The organism is Streptomyces sp. ADMS, from assembly GCF_033441795.1.
Classification (GTDB): Bacteria; Actinomycetota; Actinomycetes; order Streptomycetales; family Streptomycetaceae; genus Streptomyces.
In genome coordinates this window covers 1-18588 of the sequence record NZ_JAVFVX010000072.1, presented here as the reverse complement: position 1 = coordinate 18588, position 18588 = coordinate 1, and the positions used below count along the sequence as shown (strand labels likewise).

At 70.4% G+C, this 18588-nt stretch carries 14 protein-coding genes; 6 read left to right on the top strand and 8 right to left on the bottom strand.

The window, feature by feature from the left end:
• Window position 1 precedes the first annotated feature (1 nt).
• The 6 genes from RB628_RS27055 to RB628_RS27030 all read right to left on the bottom strand — a co-directional run bounded on the left by RB628_RS27055 (window position 2) and on the right by RB628_RS27030 (window position 8163).
• Window positions 2–2926, bottom strand: a complete 2925-nt coding sequence (locus tag RB628_RS27055) for a glycoside hydrolase family 2 TIM barrel-domain containing protein (RefSeq protein ID WP_318323132.1) — start codon at window positions 2924–2926, stop codon at window positions 2–4.
• Window positions 2923–3909 (bottom strand): alkaline phosphatase family protein, encoded by a 987-nt coding sequence (locus tag RB628_RS27050; RefSeq protein ID WP_318323131.1) that lies wholly within the window; start codon window positions 3907–3909, stop codon window positions 2923–2925. The genes RB628_RS27055 and RB628_RS27050 overlap by 4 nt, the downstream gene beginning before the upstream one ends.
• Window positions 3910–3932: 23 nt before the next feature.
• On the bottom strand, window positions 3933–4802 hold the full coding sequence (locus RB628_RS27045) for a carbohydrate ABC transporter permease (protein WP_318323130.1): 870 nt from the start codon (window positions 4800–4802) through the stop codon (window positions 3933–3935).
• On the bottom strand, window positions 4799–5683 hold the full coding sequence (locus RB628_RS27040) for a sugar ABC transporter permease (RefSeq protein WP_318323148.1): 885 nt from the start codon (window positions 5681–5683) through the stop codon (window positions 4799–4801). The genes RB628_RS27045 and RB628_RS27040 overlap by 4 nt, the downstream gene beginning before the upstream one ends.
• Window positions 5684–5807: 124 nt before the next feature.
• Window positions 5808–7088, bottom strand: a complete 1281-nt coding sequence (locus RB628_RS27035) for an ABC transporter substrate-binding protein (protein WP_318323129.1) — start codon at window positions 7086–7088, stop codon at window positions 5808–5810.
• 55 nt (window positions 7089–7143) lie between these two features.
• Window positions 7144–8163 (bottom strand): carbohydrate kinase family protein, encoded by a 1020-nt coding sequence (locus RB628_RS27030; protein ID WP_318323128.1) that lies wholly within the window; start codon window positions 8161–8163, stop codon window positions 7144–7146.
• A 127-nt stretch (window positions 8164–8290) separates the two neighbouring features.
• On the opposite strand from RB628_RS27030, the gene RB628_RS27025 reads away from it, so the two are divergent.
• The 3 genes from RB628_RS27025 (at window position 8291) to RB628_RS27015 (ending at window position 13710) form a co-directional block, all read left to right on the top strand.
• Complete coding sequence (locus RB628_RS27025) at window positions 8291–9055, top strand: DeoR/GlpR family DNA-binding transcription regulator (protein ID WP_318323127.1); 765 nt, start codon at window positions 8291–8293, stop codon at window positions 9053–9055.
• Between the two features lie 235 nt (window positions 9056–9290).
• Window positions 9291–10628, top strand: coding sequence for a 6-phospho-beta-glucosidase (locus RB628_RS27020; protein WP_318323126.1), 1338 nt, complete (start codon window positions 9291–9293; stop codon window positions 10626–10628).
• Window positions 10629–10665: 37 nt separating this feature from the next.
• On the top strand, window positions 10666–13710 hold the full coding sequence (locus RB628_RS27015) for an alpha-mannosidase (RefSeq protein WP_318323125.1): 3045 nt from the start codon (window positions 10666–10668) through the stop codon (window positions 13708–13710).
• 277 nt (window positions 13711–13987) lie between these two features.
• Here RB628_RS27015 and RB628_RS27010 read toward each other — a convergent pair whose 3' ends face one another.
• Window positions 13988–15136 (bottom strand): ATP-grasp domain-containing protein, encoded by a 1149-nt coding sequence (locus RB628_RS27010; RefSeq protein WP_318323124.1) that lies wholly within the window; start codon window positions 15134–15136, stop codon window positions 13988–13990.
• A 365-nt stretch (window positions 15137–15501) separates the two neighbouring features.
• Between RB628_RS27010 and RB628_RS27005 the strand changes: the two genes are divergently transcribed.
• Together RB628_RS27005 and RB628_RS27000 are read left to right on the top strand one after the other, a co-directional pair.
• Window positions 15502–16410 carry a metallophosphoesterase gene (locus tag RB628_RS27005; RefSeq protein WP_318323123.1) on the top strand — a complete coding sequence of 303 codons (909 nt, stop codon included), beginning with the start codon at window positions 15502–15504 and terminating at the stop codon, window positions 16408–16410.
• Window positions 16358–17071, top strand: a complete 714-nt coding sequence (locus tag RB628_RS27000) for a 4'-phosphopantetheinyl transferase family protein (RefSeq protein ID WP_318323122.1) — start codon at window positions 16358–16360, stop codon at window positions 17069–17071. The genes RB628_RS27005 and RB628_RS27000 overlap by 53 nt, the downstream gene beginning before the upstream one ends.
• On the opposite strand, the gene RB628_RS26995 is transcribed toward RB628_RS27000, so the two are convergent.
• The gene (locus tag RB628_RS26995) at window positions 17046–17273 is read right to left on the bottom strand and encodes a hypothetical protein (protein ID WP_318323121.1); all 228 of its coding nucleotides are present in this window, start codon (window positions 17271–17273) and stop codon (window positions 17046–17048) included. The two genes, RB628_RS27000 and RB628_RS26995, sit on opposite strands and share 26 nt — an antisense overlap.
• Before the next feature lie 204 nt (window positions 17274–17477).
• Between RB628_RS26995 and RB628_RS26990 the strand changes: the two genes are divergently transcribed.
• Window positions 17478–18500 (top strand): alpha/beta hydrolase, encoded by a 1023-nt coding sequence (locus RB628_RS26990; protein WP_318323120.1) that lies wholly within the window; start codon window positions 17478–17480, stop codon window positions 18498–18500.
• Window positions 18501–18588 lie beyond the last annotated feature (88 nt).

The following is an 18588-nucleotide window of genomic DNA, read 5'->3' as shown; positions in this document are numbered from 1 at the left end:
GTCAGAGGGCGCGAAGGGTCCAGGCCCAGCGGTGGGTGCCCGGCTGCAGGAGATAGGAGGGGAAGGTGTCGGGGCCGCACGACGCCGTGCCGAGCCCCCGGTGTGCCGCGTCGATGTGGACCACGCAGCCGGGCCGCGGCTTCAGCTGGTCGTGATGCGTGGCGGCGGCCAGGTCATCGGCGCGGAACCGGGTCACGGAGACCTGTCGCGGCCGGTCCAGCACGACCGAGAGACCGCTGGCGTCCGGCGCCGACAGCCTGAACCGTCGTACACCGTGCCGTCCGCCGCTCTCCTGCGGTCGCAGATAGGGGGTGAGCAGGGAGTCGACGGGGGCCGAGTGATGCCCGACGGGCGCCCCGGCGGCGCGGTCCGGGTAGGACTCCCAGGGGCCCTGCCCGTACCACTCCAGCAGGTCGAGCCCGGACACCGTCTCGAAAACGGAACCGACCCGCGCCACATCGGCGTACGCGTCCGGCAGGTCGACGCTCTCCTCGACGCGGATGCCGCCCTGGACCGGAGTGAACACCTGCTCGTGGCGGATCACGCCCGCGTTCCCGGCGTACTCGGCGAGCACGGTCACGCCCCCGCCGTCGCGCCGCACGTCCACGGCCTTGCGTACGAGGGAGTCGAGGCCCCACTCCCGCCACCGGGCCGCCATGCCGCCCAGCTCGTCGTTGTCGGTCGGGGCCCGCCACAGGGACAGCGCGGGCGCCGACGTCAGCAGCGGGTGGATCAGCAGCCCGTCGCCGTCGACCTGGACACGCGGTCCGGAGACGGGGGTCTCCCGCACCTCGGGCGCGGCCCGCAGCAGCAGCTGGGGTGTGCAGATCTCCGTGCCGTGCGGGGCCCACGGCTCGTCGCCTGCCGTCGTCACCCGCAGGGTCAGCCAGGCCTCGCCGCTGTCCGCCGGCAGCTCGAAGGGCAGCGGCACGGCCGCCGTCTCACCGGGGCGCAGATCCGGCAGTTCGGCCGGCGCGGTCAGCACGCGGCCGTCCGCGAGCGCCAGTTCCCAGGTGCCCGCGAGCCAGTCCAGGCCACGGAAGCACTGGTGGTTGGCGACCACGAGCCCCTCGTGCCGGAACGCTTCGAGGCGTACCGGCGCCGCGATCTCCCGGTGCTCGTACATGACCGGCTTGGGCGTGCGGTCGGGGAAGACGACACCGTCGGCGATGAAGGCGCCGTCGTGGATCGTCTCGCCGAAGTCGCCGCCGTACGCCCAGCGCAGGCCGGGGGCGGCGACACCGTTGTCATAGAGCCCGGCGCCCACGCGCCCGACAGGTCTGCCGCTGTTCACGCACTGAAGAATTCCGTGGTCCCAGAACTCCCAGATGAACCCGCCCTGAAGTCCCGGAGTTGACTCGATGGCGGCCCAGTGGTCCGCGAGCGTGCCGTTGCTGTTGCCCATGGCGTGCGAGTACTCGCACTGGATGAGCGGCTTGGTCTGCTCGCCGGACAGGGCGTGCGCGACGCAGTCCTCCAGCGGCGCGTACATCGGGCAGGCGATGTCGGAGGCGACCGCCGGATCGGCCCAGCCCAGCTTGGCCGCGCCCTCGTACTGGAGCGGCCGGGTCGGATCGTGCCGGCGCAGCCAGCCCGCCGCCGCGTCGTGGTTCGCCCCGTAGTCGGACTCGTTGCCCAGCGACCAGATGATGACCGACGGATGGTTCTTGTCCCGCAGGACCATTCGCGACACCCGGTCCACGAAGGCGTTCAGATAGCGCGGGTCGTCCGCGATCTCGTGCGCGTGGTCGTGCGACTCGATGTCCGCCTCGTCGACCACGTAGAAACCGAGCTCGTCCGCGAGGTCGTACAGCGTCGGGTCGTTCGGATAGTGGGCGGTGCGGATCGCGTTGAACCCGAACCGCTTCAGCAGCACGAGATCGGCGCGCATGTCGTTCCGCGACACGGTCCGCCCGGTCAGCGGATGGAAGTCGTGCCGGTTGACGCCCCGGACGTAGATCCGCTCCCCGTTGACCAGCAGGTCCCGGCCGACGATCTCGACGTCCCGGAAACCGATCCGCCGGTACGAGGTGTCGGCGACCGTTCCGTCGGCGCGGTGCAGCCGGACGGTCAGGCCGTAGAGCTCGGGCGTCTCGGCGGTCCAGGTGCGTACGCCGGGCACCCGCGCGCACATCCGGGGCTCGCCGAGGAAGTCGGAGACGCGGTCGTCCGCGGCGTTGAACCGGTCGAACTCCGCGTCCTGGACGAGGAGTTGACCGTCGATCTCGCCGCTGACGTACCATCCCTCGGGCAGCGCGCCGCCCGCGTCCCGCACCCGGCAGTCGACCCGCAGCTCACCGGAGGCCGCCGCCCGCACGGTGACGTCCGCGAGATGCAGCGGGTCCGTCGCGTACAGCAGCACCGAGCGGGTGATGCCGCCGTGCCACCACTGGTCCTGGTCCTCGATGTGGGTGGCGTCGGACCACTTGACGACCGTCAGCCGCAGGGTCGCGGACACGCCGGGGCGTACGACGTCGGAGAGGTCGAACTCGGCCGCCAGATGGGAGTCCTTGGAGATGCCGGCCGGCCGTCCGTCGACGTGCACGAGCAGCACGCTCTCGGCGGCGCCGACCTGGAGCACGATCCGCCGGCCCGCCCACTCGGCCGGAACGTCGAACTCACGCTCGTACACGCCCGTCGGGTTGGCGGCGGGCGACGCGGGCGGGAAGTCGGGCCACGGCATCCGCACGTTGGTGTACCAGGGCAGATCGTCGGTGCCCTGGAGGGTCCACGCGCCGGGGACCCGCGCCGGGGTCCAGTCGTCGCCGACCGCGGCCGTCGGTGCCGGGAGCAGCTGGAAACGCCAGTCGCCGTCCAGGGAGAGAGCCTGGGCGCGCCGGTCGACGGCGCTCATGGGCAGCCGCCCCCAGGAGGTCACCTCGGGTGACTCCCAGGGCCGCAGGGCGAGCAGGGGATCGTCGGTCATGACCATTCCGAAGTCGGTGGTGAGAGGGGGGACGTGGTGGGCCCGGGCAGGACGTGGCCCCACAGGCCCCAGGCAGGGTCGGCGGGGATGCCGAGACGGTCCAGGACGGTGGGGGCGATGTCGATGAGGCGGGGTGTGTCCAGCCGGGTGCCGCCGGGCGTTCCGGGCTCGGCGAGGACGACGAAGACCTCGCGCTCGGCATGCGTGTCGCCTCCGTGGCCGCCGGTGTCGAGATGGCCGTGGTCCGTGGTGACCAGCACCGTCCAGTGCTCGTCCGCACGGGCGGGGTGGGAGCGCCGGGCGCCGATGGCGTCCAGCAGCCGCCCGAGGTGGGCATCCTGGGCGATGAGGGCCCGGTCGTAGGCGGGGCTGAGGGGGCCCGTGGCGTGGCCGGCCTCGTCGGTGGCGCCGAAGTACACGAACACGACGTCCGGGTCGTCCTCGGTGAGCCAGCGCACAGCGGTGTCGGCGACGAGGCGGTCCGCCTCCTCGTAGCCGCCGGACTCGCCGTCGTGCCGCACGCGCTCGCCGATGGCGAAACCCAGGGTGCAGCGGTCGACCAGTTCGGGCCAGGACACCGCCGCCGCCGTGCGCAGACCGGGTCGCGCGGTGGCGGCACGGCTGAGGAAGTCGGGGTAGCGGGAGTAGTCGGCGCCCGTGAAGTCGTTGCCGGTCACCCCGTGCCGGTCGGGCCACACCCCGGTCAGCACGCTCGACCAGCCGGGGCCGGAGTCGGTGTAGGCCATGCTGGTGGACGGTCCGTCCCCGGCCTGGCCGTCCGCCTCGCCGTAGGGCAGCAGGCTGCTGCCGTGGGAGCCCGCGGCCATCAGGCCGTGCAGCACGGGCGCCGCGGACGGCGGGCGAAGCGGGACGGGGGTCCCCCCGGCCGCCGGCCGGGGGAGGGGCAGCCGGTCGAAGCGCACCCCGTCCATACCCACCACGAGCACCTTCCCGTGTCCCGGCCGTCCGCCGCCGTCCACCATCGCGCACCTTTCTCGTGAGCGGTTCAGCTGCCCTGTACCGCGCCTTCGGTGGCGCCGGCGATGAACCCGCGCGCGAAGATCGCGAAGACCACGACCAGCGGGATGGACGCCATGAGCACACCGGCCATGACCATGCTGTAGTTGGTGTTGTGGCCGACGTTGAGCTGGGCCAGCTCCACCTGGAGCGTGACGTGTGCGGGGTCGGTGAGCACGATGAGGGGCCAGACGTAGTCGTTCCAGGCACCGACGAAGGCGTAGATGGCGAGGAAGGACATCGCGGGCTTGATCATCGGCAGCGCGACGTTCCAGTACTGACGGAAGAACCCGGCGCCGTCGATGCGCGCCGCGTCCAGCAGTTCGTCGGGTACACCGTTCTCGATGTACTGGCGCAGCCAGAAGATGCCGAAGGCGTTGGAGAGGGCGGGCCAGACCAGCGCCTTGAGCATGCCGACCCAGCCGAGCTCGGACATCAGGATGAACTGCGGCAGGACGGCCAGCTGGAGCGGCAGCATCATGAACACCAGCAGCGTGCCGAAGAGCACCTTGCGCCCGGGGAACTCGAACTTGGCGAAGGCGAAGGCCGCCAGGGAGTCGACGAACAGCACCAGGACCGTGGTGACGCACGCGATGACGACCGTGTTGAGCATCGACCCGAAGAAGTCGACCGTGTCCAGCACACCCCGGATGTTCTCCAGCAGATGGGAGCCGAAGGTCAGCTTCGGTGGGCTCTTGTAGATGTCACGGGTGGTGTTGGTCGCCATCACGATCGTCCACACGAAGGGGAAGACCGAGATCAGGACGGCAAGGATGAGGAAGACGTGCGCGGACAGGCCCCTGGGACGGCGTGGCGGCTTCGCGCCCGTGGCAGGCCGTGGCGTGGCGGCTGTCGTCATGACTTCCTCCCTCGTTGCACGATGCGCCAGTTGATGACGACGAGCACGATGATCAGTACGAAGAAGGCCCACACGATGGCCGCGCCGTAGCCGTAGTCGTTGTCGAGGAAGGCCGACTGGTAGAAGTACAGCAGCGTGGTCAGGCCCGCCTGGCCCGGGCCGCCGAGGTTCTGGTTGGCGGCGTTGCTGGCGAAGAGGACCTGGGGTTCGCTGAAGCTCTGCAGACCGTTGATGGTCGAGATGACGACGGTGAACAGGATGATCGGCCGCATGATCGGGATGGTGATCTGGAAGAACGTGCGGATGGGGCCCGCGCCGTCCATCTTGGCCGCCTCGTAGACCGACTGCGGGATGGCCTGGAGGCCGGCCAGGTAGATGATCATGTTGTAGCCGGTCCACATCCAGGTCATCAGCAGCGCGATGACCACCTTGATCAGCCATGGGTTGCTCAGCCATGGGACAGGTGAGATGCCGATCATGCCCAGGATCGCGTTGACCAGACCGAAGTCGTTGCTGAACACCGCGCCGAAGAAGATCGCCACGGCGACGATCGACGTGACGTTCGGCACGTAGAGGGCGATGCGGTAGAAGCCTTTGAAGCGGCGCACCGAATGCAGCAGGGTCGCCAGGACCAGGGCGCCGAAGAGCGTGGGCACGGTCGACAGGACCCAGATTGCCAGGGTGTTGCGGATCGACAGCCAGAAGACCGGGTCGCTCCAGAGGAACTCGAACTGCTGCAGGCCCACGAACTGCTTGGTGCCCAGACCGTCGTAGCGCTGGAAGGCCAGATACAGCGAATAGAAGACGGGGCCGAACGAGAAGACGACGAAGACCAGGTAGAAGGGCGAGATCGCCAGGTACTGGCGCCAGTACGACAGCACTCCGCGACGTTGGGGCCGCGCGACGCCCGCGGGCGGGGTGCGCCGCGGGCGGAAGCGGGCCGGGCCCGGCCCGCCACGGTGCTCAGGCACCGTGGCGGGGCCGGTGACCGGAGGTGACGACACCTCAGTTCACCCCCTGCCGCTTGGCGATCTGCCTGGCCTGGCCGACCGCGTCGTTCCAGGCGTCGTCGGGCTTCTTGCCCTTGGCCTCGATGCTGGTCAGTTCGGCCATGAAGGGGGCCATGACCGCGGAGTCGGAGGGTGCCTCGTAGGTCACGGGGATGGCCTCGGCGGCCGGGCCGAAGACCTCGATGATCTTCTGTCCGCCGAAGAAGGCGTCGGGACCCGTCATTGCCGCCATCGCGTACGTGGCCGGGGAGGCGGGGAAGATGGCGGCGTCGGTGAAGCTCTTGGCGTTGTTGTCCGGGCTGAGGATCCAGCTGATGATCTTGAATGCCTCTTCGGGGTTCCGGCACTGCTCGGGCAGGGTCAGATAGGAGCCGCCCTGGTTGGCCGGCCCGCCCGGCGTCGCGCAGACCCGCCAGTTGCCCTTGGTGCCCGGGGCCGCAGACTCGATGTCCAGCGCGTGCCAGGCGGCGCCGACTTCGGTGGTCAGGCTCTTGCCGATGGCGGCGTTCCAGCTCTGGTCGTTGATCTTGGCGTCGAGGCCGAGCGTGTAGGCACGGACGGCCGTGTCCCACGCGGCGCGGATGTGGTCCTGGTCGCCGATGAAGTGGTTGTCCTGGTCGATGAACCGCCTGGTGCCCTGGCCGACCGCGATGTTGAACACCGACCCCATGTTGTTGACCAGGAAGGTGCCGGGCAGCGCCTTCTTCAGCTCGGAGCCGAGAGCGAAGTAGTCGTCCCAGGTCTTGGCCTCGGCCGCGACCTCGGCCGGGTCGCTGGGCAGCCCCGCTTCCTCGAACAGGTCCGCGCGGTAGAAGAGCGCCGTGGGGCCGATGTCGATCGGGAACCCGATCTGCTTGCCGTCCTCGGTCTGGGCGAGCTTGGTCTTCCACTCCAGGTACTGGGACGAGATCTTCTTGAAGCCCAGGTCGTTCAGGTCGAGGAAGCGGTCGGCGTTGGGCAGGAAGGAGGCGATGTCCTCCCCCTTGATGCCGGTGATGTCGGGGACCGAGGAGCCGCCCGCCGCGAGGGTGGTGGTGAGCTTCTGCTTGAAGTCGCCGCCGATGGAGGCGGAGGTCAGCTTGACCGTGCTGCTGAAGTGCGTCTTGGCCTCGCCGACCACCTTGTCGCTGAGGGCGCCGCCCCAGTACCACATGGTGAGGTTCTTGCCGTTCTTGGTACCGCCGGATCCGGAGTCGCCGCCACAGGCGACGGTCAGGCCGGAGGCAGCCGCGGTGAGTACGGCGGCCTGGAGGAAGCCTCTACGGGAAAGGTCCACGAGTCACTCCTGTTGTTCCTGTTCGTGGTACTGAAGGGCGTTTTTCTGGGGGGGATCAGGGCAGCGGTGCGGGCGGGGTGACCGGGGCGTGGTGCACCGGCGGGCCGACGTCCGCCGGGATGCGGTCCGCGAGGAAGCCGTATGCCTTCCTCAGGCCGGGGTCGGTCAGCGAGCGCCACCAGCGGTCGACGCCGTACCAGCCGGGCGCCGCGAGCGCCCCGCCGTGCCGCCGTACGGAGAGCGAGGCGGCCAGTACGGCGAACCGCAGCCGTTCCTCCAGCGGCCAGCCGCCGAGGGAGGCCGCGACGAAGCCGGCGCCGAACACGTCACCGGCGCCCGTCGAGTCCACGACGTCCACGGCCAGGGCGGGGACCTCCGCGTACTCGCCCGTGGTCTGGTCCACGGCGATCGCGCCGTCACCGCCGCGGGTGACGACGGCCACCGGGACCAGCTCGCTGAGCGTGCCCAGCGCGGCGACCGCGGTGTCGGTGCGGGTGTACGCCATCGCCTCGGTCTCGTTGGGAAGGAAGGCGTGGCACAGGGCGAGCTGGTCGAGCAGGTCGGCGGACCACCGCTGGGTTGGGTCCCAGCCGACGTCCGCGTAGATCTGCGTACCGTTCGCCGCGGCCTTGGCCAGCCACCGGTGGGGCTCGGCCTCGATGTGCACGAGGGCGGTGCGCGCCTCGGGCGGGTCGCCCAGCAGGGTGTCCTGGGAGTACGGGGGCGGCTGCCCGTGGGTGATCAGGGCGCGGTCGCCGTCGTAGGCGAGCGAGACGGTGACGGGGGTGTGCCAGTCGTCAGCGGTGTGCGAGAGGGAGAGGTCGACGCCTTCCTGGCCGGCGAGGACGGTACGGCAGTGGGCGCCGTACGCGTCGTCCCCGAAAACCGTGGCCAGGGAGGTCTTCAGACCGTACCGGGCGGCGGCCACGGCGAGGTTCGCGATCCCGCCGGGGCTGGTACCCATCCCCGACGTCCAGATCTCCTCGCCGGGTGTCGGGGGCTTGCCCAGGCCGGTGAGGACGAGGTCGAAGAAGAGCAGCCCGGTCAGCAGCACATCGGGCCGTTCGTCGTCCACGCGTGCATCCTCTCGTCAAAACTCGTCAATTTGATGACCGGAATCGTGCGCGTCTTCGGAAGTTTTGGCAAGAGTCGAGCAGAAGTAAGCATAGAAATGATTGAAGATGACGAGTACTGTTCACCGCGTGCTGGCAGAACGACGACATCAACTCATCCTGCGGGCCCTGCGCTCGGGTGGCCCCGCGGCCGTGACCGATCTCTCCGAGCAACTGGGCGTGAGCCCCGCCACCATCCGGCGTGACCTGGTCAGACTGGAGGAGGAGGGCCTCCTCACACGTGTGCACGGCGGCGCCGTGGTGGAGGAGGGCGACCAGCCCTTCGCCGAGGTCGCCGAGGTGCGCGTGGCCGAGAAGGACGCGATAGCCGCCAAGGCCGCCTCGCTCGTCGAGGACGGCCAGTCCGTGCTGCTCGACATCGGCACCACCGCCTACCGGCTGGCCCGGCAGCTGCACGGCCGCCGGCTCACCGTGATCACCAGCAACCTGGTGGTCTTCGAGGAGCTGGTGGACGACGAGGGCATCGACCTGGTGCTCCTCGGCGGCATGGTCAGGCGCGAGTACCGCTCCCTGGTCGGCTTCCTCACCGAGGACAATCTCCGCCAGCTGCACGCCGACTGGCTCTTCCTGGGGACCAGCGGCATCCGGCCCGGCGGTCAGGTGATGGACACCACAGTCGTCGAGGTGCCGGTCAAGCGCGCCATGATCAAGGCCGCGGACCGGGTCGTCCTGCTCGCCGACCGCGCCAAGTTCCCCGGTACGGGCATGGCGAAGGTCTGCGGTCCCGAGGACCTGGACATGGTGGTGACGAACGCTCCCGTGGAAGCGGTGACGCGGGCCTCCTTGGAGGAGGCCCGCGTCGAGGTAGTAGAGGCAGGAAAGGTGCAAGCTTGAATCCTCTCCCTCGGAATCGAAGGAGATTCCTGGCTCACGCTGCTCAGTCGCTCAGCGAGCGATCGGGTCTTACGCGATCAACACCAGCCGGGTTGAAACCAGCCCGGGTTCTTGAAACAAGTGCAAGGAGACAGGGCGTGCTTGGTTCTCGCGACGCACTGTGCAGAGCTTATCCGTTCATGTGGGGAGTTGTCCGTCCAACGGCTGGATCTCCGTTCCGTCTTGGGGGCAACCGGTGAAGCTGACGATTCTGGGCGGCGGCGGATTCCGCGTCCCGCTCGTGTACGGGGCGCTCCTGGGCGACCATGCCGAGGGCCGGGTGACCCGTGTCGTCCTGCACGACCTGGACGCGGGCCGCCTCGCGGCGGTCACCCGGGTCCTGGCCGAGCAGGCGGCGGGGGTGCCCGACGCCCCCGAGGTGAGCGCCACGACCGACCTGGACGAGGCGCTGACCGGCGCCGACTTCGTCTTCTCCGCGATCCGCGTCGGCGGCCTTGAGGGCCGCGCCAACGACGAGCGGGTGGCGCTGGCCGAGGGCGTCCTCGGCCAGGAGACGGTCGGCGCGGGCGGTATCGCCTACGGCCTGCGCACGGTTCCGGTGGCCGAGGACATCGCGCGTCGCGTCGCGCGGGTCGCTCCCGACGCCTGGGTCATCAACTTCACCAACCCGGCCGGTCTGGTCACCGAGGCCATGTCCCGCCACCTCGGTGACCGCGTCATCGGCATCTGCGACTCGCCGGTGGGCCTGGGCCGCCGTATCGCCCGGGTGCTCGGCGCCAACCCCGGTGAGGCGTGGATCGACTACGTAGGCCTCAACCACCTCGGCTGGGTACGCGGGCTGCGGGTCAACGGCCGCGACGAACTCCCGCGACTGCTGGCAGACCCCGACCTCCTCGGCTCCTTCGAGGAGGGCAAGCTCTTCGGCACCGACTGGCTCCAGTCCCTGGGTGCCGTCCCGAACGAGTATCTGCACTACTACTACTTCAACCGCGAGGCCGTCCGCGCCTACAGCCAGGCCGAGAAGACCCGCGGCGCCTTCCTGCGCGACCAGCAGGCCGGCTTCTACGAGGAGATGAAGCGGCCGGGCGCCGCCGCCCTCACCGCCTGGGACCGCACCCGCGCCGAGCGCGAGGCGACCTACATGGCCGAGGCCCGGGAGACGGCGGGTGCGGGCGAACGCGACGCCGACGACCTGTCCGGGGGCTACGAGAAGGTGGCCCTCGCCCTGATGCGGGCCATCGCCCGCGACGAGCGCACCACCCTGATCCTCAATGTCCGCAACCGCGGGACGCTCTCGGTACTGGATGCCGAGGCCGTCATCGAGGTGCCCTGCCTGGTCGACGCCAACGGAGCCCATCCCGTCAGCGTCGACCCGCTGCCCGACCACGCCTCCGGTCTGGTCTGCTCGGTCAAGGCGGTCGAACGCGAGGTGCTCGCCGCCGCCGAGTCCGGCTCCCGTGCGACGGCGGTCAAGGCGTTCGCGCTGCACCCGCTCGTCGACTCCGTCAACGTGGCCCGCAGACTGGTCGACGGATACACCGCGGTCCACCCCGGCCTGGCGTACCTTAAGTAAGCGCTTTCCCCGCTCGTATCTGGTCTGGAGACTTCCCATGCACGACGAAAGCCGGCGGATCGAGGAGCGCGTGCAGCGCCTCCACGATCAGCGGATCAAGGCGGCGGTCTACGCGGCCACGGTTCCCTTCGAGGTCGAGGCCTGGCAGGCGCCGGGCGAGCCGGTCTCCTTCGAGGAGGCGTCGGCCGCGTCGTACGCGCCCTTCGCCATGGACACCCCCTGGGGCCCGCCCTGGGGCACGACCTGGTTCCGGATGCGCGGCCGGGTTCCCGCCGAGTGGGCCGGCCGGCGCGTCGAGGCCGTCATCGACCTCGGCTTCACCGGCGACTGGCCCGGCAACCAGGCCGAGGCACTGGTCCACCTCACCGACGGCACCCCGCTGAAGGCGGTCAACCCGCTCAACCAGTACGTGCCGGTCGCCAACCCGGCCACGGGCGGTGAGGAGATCGACTACCTCGTCGAGGCGGCCTCTAACCCGGACATCCTCGCCGACAACTTCTCCAAGATCACCCCCATGGGTGACATCCTCACGGCCGGCGACAAGCCGATCTACACCTTCCGGCACGCCGACCTCGCCATCCTCGACGAGGAGGTCTTCCACCTCGACCTCGACGTCCAGGTGCTGCGCGAGCTGATGCTGGAGCTGGGCGAACACGACCCGCGCCGTCACGAGATCGCGCACACCCTGGACCGCGCCCTCGACCTGCTTGACCTGGACGACGTGGCCGGTTCGGCGGCGGCGGTACGAGCGGTCCTGGCGCCCGCGCTGGCCAAGCCGGCCAACGCCAGCGCCCACCGGATCTCGGGTGTCGGCCACGCGCACATCGACTCGGCGTGGCTGTGGCCGATCCGCGAGACCAAGCGCAAGACGTCCCGCACCTTCTCCAACGTCACCTCGCTGGCCGACGAGTACGAGGACTTCGTCTTCGCATGCTCGCAGGCCCAGCAGTACGAGTGGGTGCGCGACAACTACCCCAAGGTGTGGGCGCGCATCCAGGAGTCCGTGAAGAAGGGCCAGTGGGCGCCGGTCGGCGGCATGTGGGTCGAGGCCGACGGCAACCTGCCCGGCGGCGAGGCGATGGCCCGCCAGCTCATCCACGGCAAGCGGTTCTTCATCGAGCACTTCGGCGTCGAGACCAAGGGCGTGTGGCTGCCGGACTCCTTCGGCTACACCGCGGCCTACCCGCAGCTGGCCAAGCTTGCCGGCAACGACTGGTTCCTCACCCAGAAGATCTCCTGGAACCAGACCAACAAGTTCCCCCACCACACCTTCTGGTGGGAGGGCATCGACGGCACCCGCATCTTCACGCACTTCCCGCCGGTCGACACCTACAACGCCCGCTTCAGCGGCGAGGAGATGGCCCGCGCCTCGCGCAACTACCAGGAGAAGGGCGCCGCGACCCGCTCCCTGGCCCCCTTCGGCTGGGGCGACGGCGGCGGCGGCCCCACCCGCGAGATCATGGAACGGGCGCGCAGGCTGGCAGACCTGGAGGGCTCGGCGACGGTCGAGATCGAGCACCCCGACGAGTTCTTCGCCAAGGCCCGTGAGGAGTACCCCGACGCCCCGGTCTGGGTCGGCGAGCTGTACCTGGAGCTGCACCGGGCCACGTACACCTCCCAGGCCCGCACCAAGCAGGGCAACAGGCGCAGCGAACACAAGCTCCGCGAGGCCGAGTTGTGGGCGACGACGGCCGCGCTGCACGCGCCGGGCTACGCGTACCCGTACGAGCACCTGGACCGCCTCTGGAAGACGGTCCTGCTCCACCAGTTCCACGACATCCTGCCGGGCTCGTCCATCGCCTGGGTGCACCGCGAGGCGGAGGCCGAGTACGCCCGCGTGGCGGAGGAGCTGGAGGCGCTCACCGCCGAGGCGGTGGCCGCGCTCGGCGGCGGCGAGTCCCGTGCCTTCAACACCAGCCCGTACGACCGGGCCGAGGTGGTCCGCACCTCGACGGGCGTCCCCATGTACGTGGAGGTCCCGGCGAACGGCAGTGCCCCGCTGGCCGTCGCGGAGCCCCCGCGGCCGGTGACGGTGACCGCCGGGCGGGTCCTCGACAACGGGCTCGTACGGGTGGAGATCGCCGAGGACGGCACCCTGGCCTCGGTCCGCGACCTGAAGGCGAACCGCGAGGTCCTCGCGGACAAGGGCAACCTGCTGCGCCTGCACACCGACCTCCCGAACTACTGGGACGCCTGGGACATCGACAAGCACTACAAGAACCGCTACACGGACCTGCTCGACGCGTCCTCCGTCACCGTGGCCGAGGAGGACTCGCTCCGCGGCGCCATCCGGGTGGAGCGCTCCTTCGGCAAGGGCTCGAAGATCGTCCAGACGATCACCGTCCGGGCCGGCAGCCCCCGGATCGACTTCGAGACGGAGATCGACTGGCACGAGGCCGAGAAGATCCTCAAGGCCGCCTTCCCGGTGGACGTCCGCGCGGCCCACTCCAGCGCGGAGATCCAGTTCGGCCACGTCCAGCGGCCCACGCACACCAACACCACCTGGGAGTCGGCCCGCTTCGAGGTCTCCGGCCACCGCTGGGTGCACATCGCCGAGCCCGGCTACGGCGTCGCGGTCCTCAACGACTCGACGTACGGCCACGACGTCTCCCGCACGGTCCGCGAGGACGGCGGTACGACGACCACGGTCCGCCTGTCGCTGGTGCGCGCCCCGCGGATCCCCGACCCCGGGGCCGACCAGGGCAAACACCGCTTCACGTACTCGCTGCTGCCCGGCGCCAGCATCGAGGACGCGGTCGCCGAGGGCTACTCCCTCAACCTGCCGCTGCGCGTGGCGGACGCCGCGGGCGCGCCGGAGCCGGTCGTGTGGGCCGACGGCGACGGTGTGACGATCGAGGCGGTGAAGCTCGCCGACGACGAGTCCGGCGATGTCGTCGTCCGCCTCTACGAGTCGCGCGGCGGCCGTGCCGAGGGCGTGCTGTGCACCGGGTTCCCGCTGGCGGGCGCCAAGATCACCGACCTGCTGGAACGGCCGCTGTCCGAGGCCCCGGTGGACGGTGACTCGGTGGCGGTGACGCTGCGGCCGTTCGAGGTACAGACGCTGCGGCTGACGCGCGGCTGACGAACGAGGACGGGGCCCGGCCGACCGGCCGGGCCCCGTTGTTCTACCGGTCGGCAGGAGGAGTGTTGGGCGGTGGCTGTGGCGGGTGCTCCTGCCGGTGCCTCGGGTTGCCGTTCCACGGCTGGCTTTCTGACGGCTGCGGGCGCTGGTCAGCCTGTTCTGCCGGCCGGCAGGGGGGTAGGCGTGCGCCCGCTGGTGCCTCGGTCGCCGTTTTCGTGGCTGGCTCCGATGACTGCGGGCGCTGGTGAGCCTGTTCTGCCGGCCGGTGGGAGGGGTGTCAGGCGGTGGCTGTGGCCGGTGCGCCCGCCGATTCCACGATCGGCTCTCCGACGGCTGCGGGCGCCGCTACGGCGGGCCGCGTGGACGGGAGCGCCGGGACCTCGTCCGCGTGTGCCGGTACCGACACCGCGCGCACCGGACGCGGCGCGGAGACCACGGCGTAGTCCTGGCCGAGGAACGGCGGCACCAGGTCGCCCGGGTCCTCGCCGAGCGCCAACTGCACTGCCGCCCACGGGGCGTTGATGCCGCACAGCTGGAGCTGGTGCAGACCGCCGGCCGGGCGCGTGTTGACGTCCATCAGGACCGGCCGGTCCTCGTACATGCGGAACTGGATGTTGCTGAGGTGGTGCAGCCCGAAACCCTCGGCGATCAGTCGCGCGGGCGCCAGCCAGGCCTCGTCGAGGGTGAAACCGCGCCGCCGGCCGTTCTTGGTGCGGCCGATCGCCATCCGGATGCGCGAGTCGGGGCCGGTGAGGCAGTCGACGGACACCTCCGGCTGCTCCAGACGGGGCATCACTAGCCAGTCGACGTCCTCGTCCGTGTTCCGCAGCACGTCGAGGACCATGTCCAACTGGACGTAGGGGCTGGGGAATCCGTTGAGGTGCGACATCGAAAAGGGGGCGCGCGTGATCACGCGGAAGCCCACCCCGCCCGCGCCCGCCGCCGGCTTGAAGCACGCCTTGTGGCCGTCGGCCTCCAACTGCTCGACGGCGACGAGGAGTTCGTCCGCAGTCCGCACCCGCCACCAAGGCGGCACCGGCACGCCGACCGCTTCGACGGCCTGGTACGCGGTCGCCTTGTCCTGGAAGACGGCCACCGCCTCGGGCGTCGGCGCGAGCAGCTTGGTTCCGACGGCCTCGAAGTCCGCGCGGTGATCGACGATCGCGTCCTGGTGCAGACGCGGCACGAACACGTCGATCTCGCGGCGGACACACTGGTCGAGCGCGTACTCGACGTACGCGGCGGGGGACAGGCCCTCGGGCTCCATGGCGGCGGTGTCGGCGGCGGCCAGGACGGGGGAGTCGGCGTCCCCGTGGGTGGCGTGGATCTCGACCGCGCGGTCACTGGGATTTCTCCGCAGCTGTTCCATGAAGAACACGTTCTCCGCGTACGTGCGGTTGAGCCAGACGCGTACGCGAGAGACCATGCAGGGCCACCTTTCAGGGTTCACGGGCACGGCGAAGCAGGGCCGAGCCCGGCCAGGGGAGAGTTGGGAACACGACAAGCCGACCGGGTGCGAACCGGTTTATTGGCGGAAGTGTTGAGGCGATCATAAGGCTCCGCAGACCCTGTTACTGCTACGCGCGTGTTACGGAATTGACAGCAGTACCCCGTGTGTTGCCTTGTGTACCGCCCGTGGTGTCTTGTAACGATCTTCGGCTGGCCCGGTGAGCTGCGCCGAGAGGGGTGACGCAGGGCGGACAGCCGTACTTGTCCGGCCGCCGGGGATGTGTTCTTGTGGGTCCGAACGCGCGCCCGCGGGGGCTGAGTTCGGATGCGGAAGGGGCTGGAGTGGAGACGACGGCCGGCGGTGCCGGACAGCTGCTGGCGATCAGTGACCTGCACATCGGCTACCCCGAGAACCGCGCCCTGGTCGAACGGATGTTCCCTCAGAGCGACGGCGACTGGCTTCTTGTCGCAGGCGACGTGTCGGAGAGCGTGGCCGACATCCGCTGGGTCCTCGAAACCCTCGCCGGCCGGTTCCGCAAGGTGATCTGGGCACCCGGAAACCACGAGCTGTGGACCCATCCCAAGGATCCGGTCACCCTGCGTGGTGTCGCCCGCTACGAACACCTGGTCGACCTGTGCCGCGAACTGGGAGTGACGTCGCCCGAGGACCCGTACCCCGTGTGGGAGGGCCCCGGCGGCCCCGTGGCCGTCGCCCCGCTGTTCCTGCTCTACGACTACTCCTTCCTGCCGCAGGGCTGTGCGACCAAGGAGGAGGGGCTGGCGTACGCGCAGAGCACGGGCATCGTCTGCACCGACGAGTACGTCCTGCACCCCGACCCCTATCCGACCCGCGAGGCCTGGTGCCGGGCCCGGGTCGCCGAGACCGAGCGGCGGCTCGCCGAGCTGCCCGAGAGCCTGCCGACGGTGCTCGTCAACCACTATCCGCTGGACCGGCATCCGACGGACGTGCTGTGGCACCCCGAGTTCGCCATGTGGTGCGGCACCACGCTGACCGCCGACTGGCACCGCCGGTTCCGCGTCACGACGATGGTCTACGGCCATCTGCACATCCCTCGGACCACCTGGCACGAGGGCGTCCGCTTCGAAGAAGTCTCGGTGGGCTACCCCCGCGAGTGGCAGAAGCGCCCCGGAGACCCGGGAAGGCTGCGCCGCATACTGCCGATGGAGGTCGGGTCCGGTGATCGAGGAACTGCTTCCGGCCACGGTGGTGGCCGTGGAAGCGCACGGTGACGAGCCGGGCGACGGTGCGTACGGGGCCGGCGGGCTCGGGAGCGCGACGCTGTACCCCGAGGAGCAGGCACTCGTGACCCGGGCGGTGCCCAAGCGCGTCCGCGAGTTCACCCTCGTACGCGCGTGTGCCCGCCGTGCCATGGAGAAGCTCGGCGTGCCGCCGCAGCCCGTGCTGCCCGGCGAGCGGGGCGCCCCGCAGTGGCCGGCCGGCCTCGTCGGCAGCATGACCCACTGCGAGGGCTACTGCGCCGCCGCACTGGTCCGCGCCACCGACCTGGCCTCGGTCGGCATCGACGCCGAACCCCACCAGCCACTGCCCGAGGGCGTCCTCGACTCCGTGGCGCTGCCCACGGAGCGGACACGGCTGCGCGCACTCACGGCGGACGGCCCGGGTGTGCACTGGGACCGCCTGCTGTTCAGCGCCAAGGAGTCGGTCTACAAGGCGTGGTTCCCCCTCACCGGCAAGTGGCTGGACTTCAGCGAGGCCGACATCGAGTTCACGGCGGCCCCCGGCCCGCACCCGTACGGCACTTTCCGGGCCCGGCTGCTGGTGCCCGGGCCGGTCGTCGACGGCCGGGAACTCGGGTACTTCGACGGGCGCTGGACCGTGCGGCGCGGGCTGCTCGGCACGGCGGTCAGTGTGCCGCACCAGCCTGCCTGAGCAACCGGAAGAACCTCTCCTCGTTGCCCGCCAGGCCCGCCTCCGCCAGGGCCGCCTCCGCCTCCGCGAGGACGGTGGGCGGCACGACGGGTGGCCGGCAGTTCCCCGGCGGCACGTCGAAGGCGGCGCGGACGGTTCCCAGCAGCCTCAAGTAGGCCTGTACGGCGGTGCGCTCACGGTCGGTCAGTACGGCGGTCGGCATCGGACGGCTCTCCCCATGTCGGCGTCATCCCTGCGTCTCCCAGCTTGCCGCCCGCCACTGACAATCCCGGTTCAGTACACGTCGGTTCGCTCACTTAGCGGACGCGAAACATCCTCGAAACGCCTTGTGAGAATGGGGTTCTACGCTGAGGGGAAAGGGTTTTCGGCAGGGAGTCCAGGGCACAGGAAGCGGGGAGGTGAGCGCGTGACGGATGTCCCGCGTCACGGGCCGGCACGCGCTGTACGGCTGCGTTCGGTCGGCGACGGTGAACTGGAACTGCGGTACCGCTTCGTGCACGGGTACCGGCGGGCCTTCCGTATGGCCGGCGAGGGCCCCGCGCTCGTCCTGATCCACGGCATCGGGGACTCCTCGGCCACCTGGGCGGAGCTGATCCCCGACCTCGCCCGCAGCCACACCGTGATCGCCCCCGACCTCCTCGGCCACGGGGCCTCCGACAAGCCGCGCGCCGACTACTCGGTGGCCGCCTACGCCAACGGTGTGCGGGATCTGCTCACCACCCTCGGCATCGAGTCCGCGACGTTCGTCGGGCACTCCCTCGGTGGCGGGGTGGCCATGCAGTTCGCCTACCAGTTCCCCGAGCGCACCGAGCGGCTCATCCTGGTCAGCGCGGGTGGCGTGGGCCGGGAGGTCAACCCGGTCCTGCGGGCGGCCTCCCTGCCCGGGGCCCATCTCGCGCTCTCCGCGCTGCGGTTGCCGGGGATGCGGCTTCAAGTGGGGCTCGTCGTAAGGCTGATGAAGTTGCTGGACACCGATCTGGGGCAGGACGCGCCCGAGTTGCTCACGCTCGTGGACGCGCTGCCCGACGAGACGTCGCGCAACGCCTTCATCCGTACCCTGCGTGCGGTGGTCGACTGGCGGGGGCAGGTGGTGACCATGCTCGACCGCTGCTATCTCACCGAGGGCATGCCGACCATGCTGCTGTGGGGGGACCGGGACAGTGTGGTGCCGGTGCGGCACGCGTACGGGGCGCATGAGGCGATGCCCGGGAGCCGGCTGGAGATTTTCGAGGGCGCGGGGCATTTTCCGTTCCACAGTGATCCGGCACGGTTCGTGGCGCTGGTGGAGGAGTTCACCGGGGGGAACGCGCCGGCCGACTGGAGCCGGGAGCACTGGCGTGAGCTGCTGCTCGACGGGCGGCCCGGCGGTGCGCGCAGCTCCGCGGTGGAGCGGGAGTTGCGTAAGGCGAGTGAGCGCAGTGCGACCTAGTGCCGCGGCAGGCAGCGTTTGGCCGTCAGGGAGCGGCGTCCGGTGCGTGCTCTCGGCGTGCCGGCCGCAAGCCCTCGTACTGGACGTA

Excerpts from the sequence above, each read along its gene's own strand:
- RB628_RS26995 (WP_318323121.1), bottom strand. The coding sequence starts at position 17,273 with ATGCCGACCGCCGTACTGACCGACCGTGAGCGCACCGCCGTACAGGCC.
- RB628_RS27015 (WP_318323125.1), top strand. The coding sequence starts at position 10,666 with ATGCACGACGAAAGCCGGCGGATCGAGGAGCGCGTGCAGCGCCTCCAC.
- RB628_RS27050 (WP_318323131.1), bottom strand. The coding sequence starts at position 3,909 with ATGGTGGACGGCGGCGGACGGCCGGGACACGGGAAGGTGCTCGTGGTG.
- RB628_RS27045 (WP_318323130.1), bottom strand. The coding sequence starts at position 4,802 with ATGACGACAGCCGCCACGCCACGGCCTGCCACGGGCGCGAAGCCGCCA.
- RB628_RS27010 (WP_318323124.1), bottom strand. The coding sequence starts at position 15,136 with ATGGTCTCTCGCGTACGCGTCTGGCTCAACCGCACGTACGCGGAGAAC.
- RB628_RS27055 (WP_318323132.1), bottom strand. The coding sequence starts at position 2,926 with ATGACCGACGATCCCCTGCTCGCCCTGCGGCCCTGGGAGTCACCCGAG.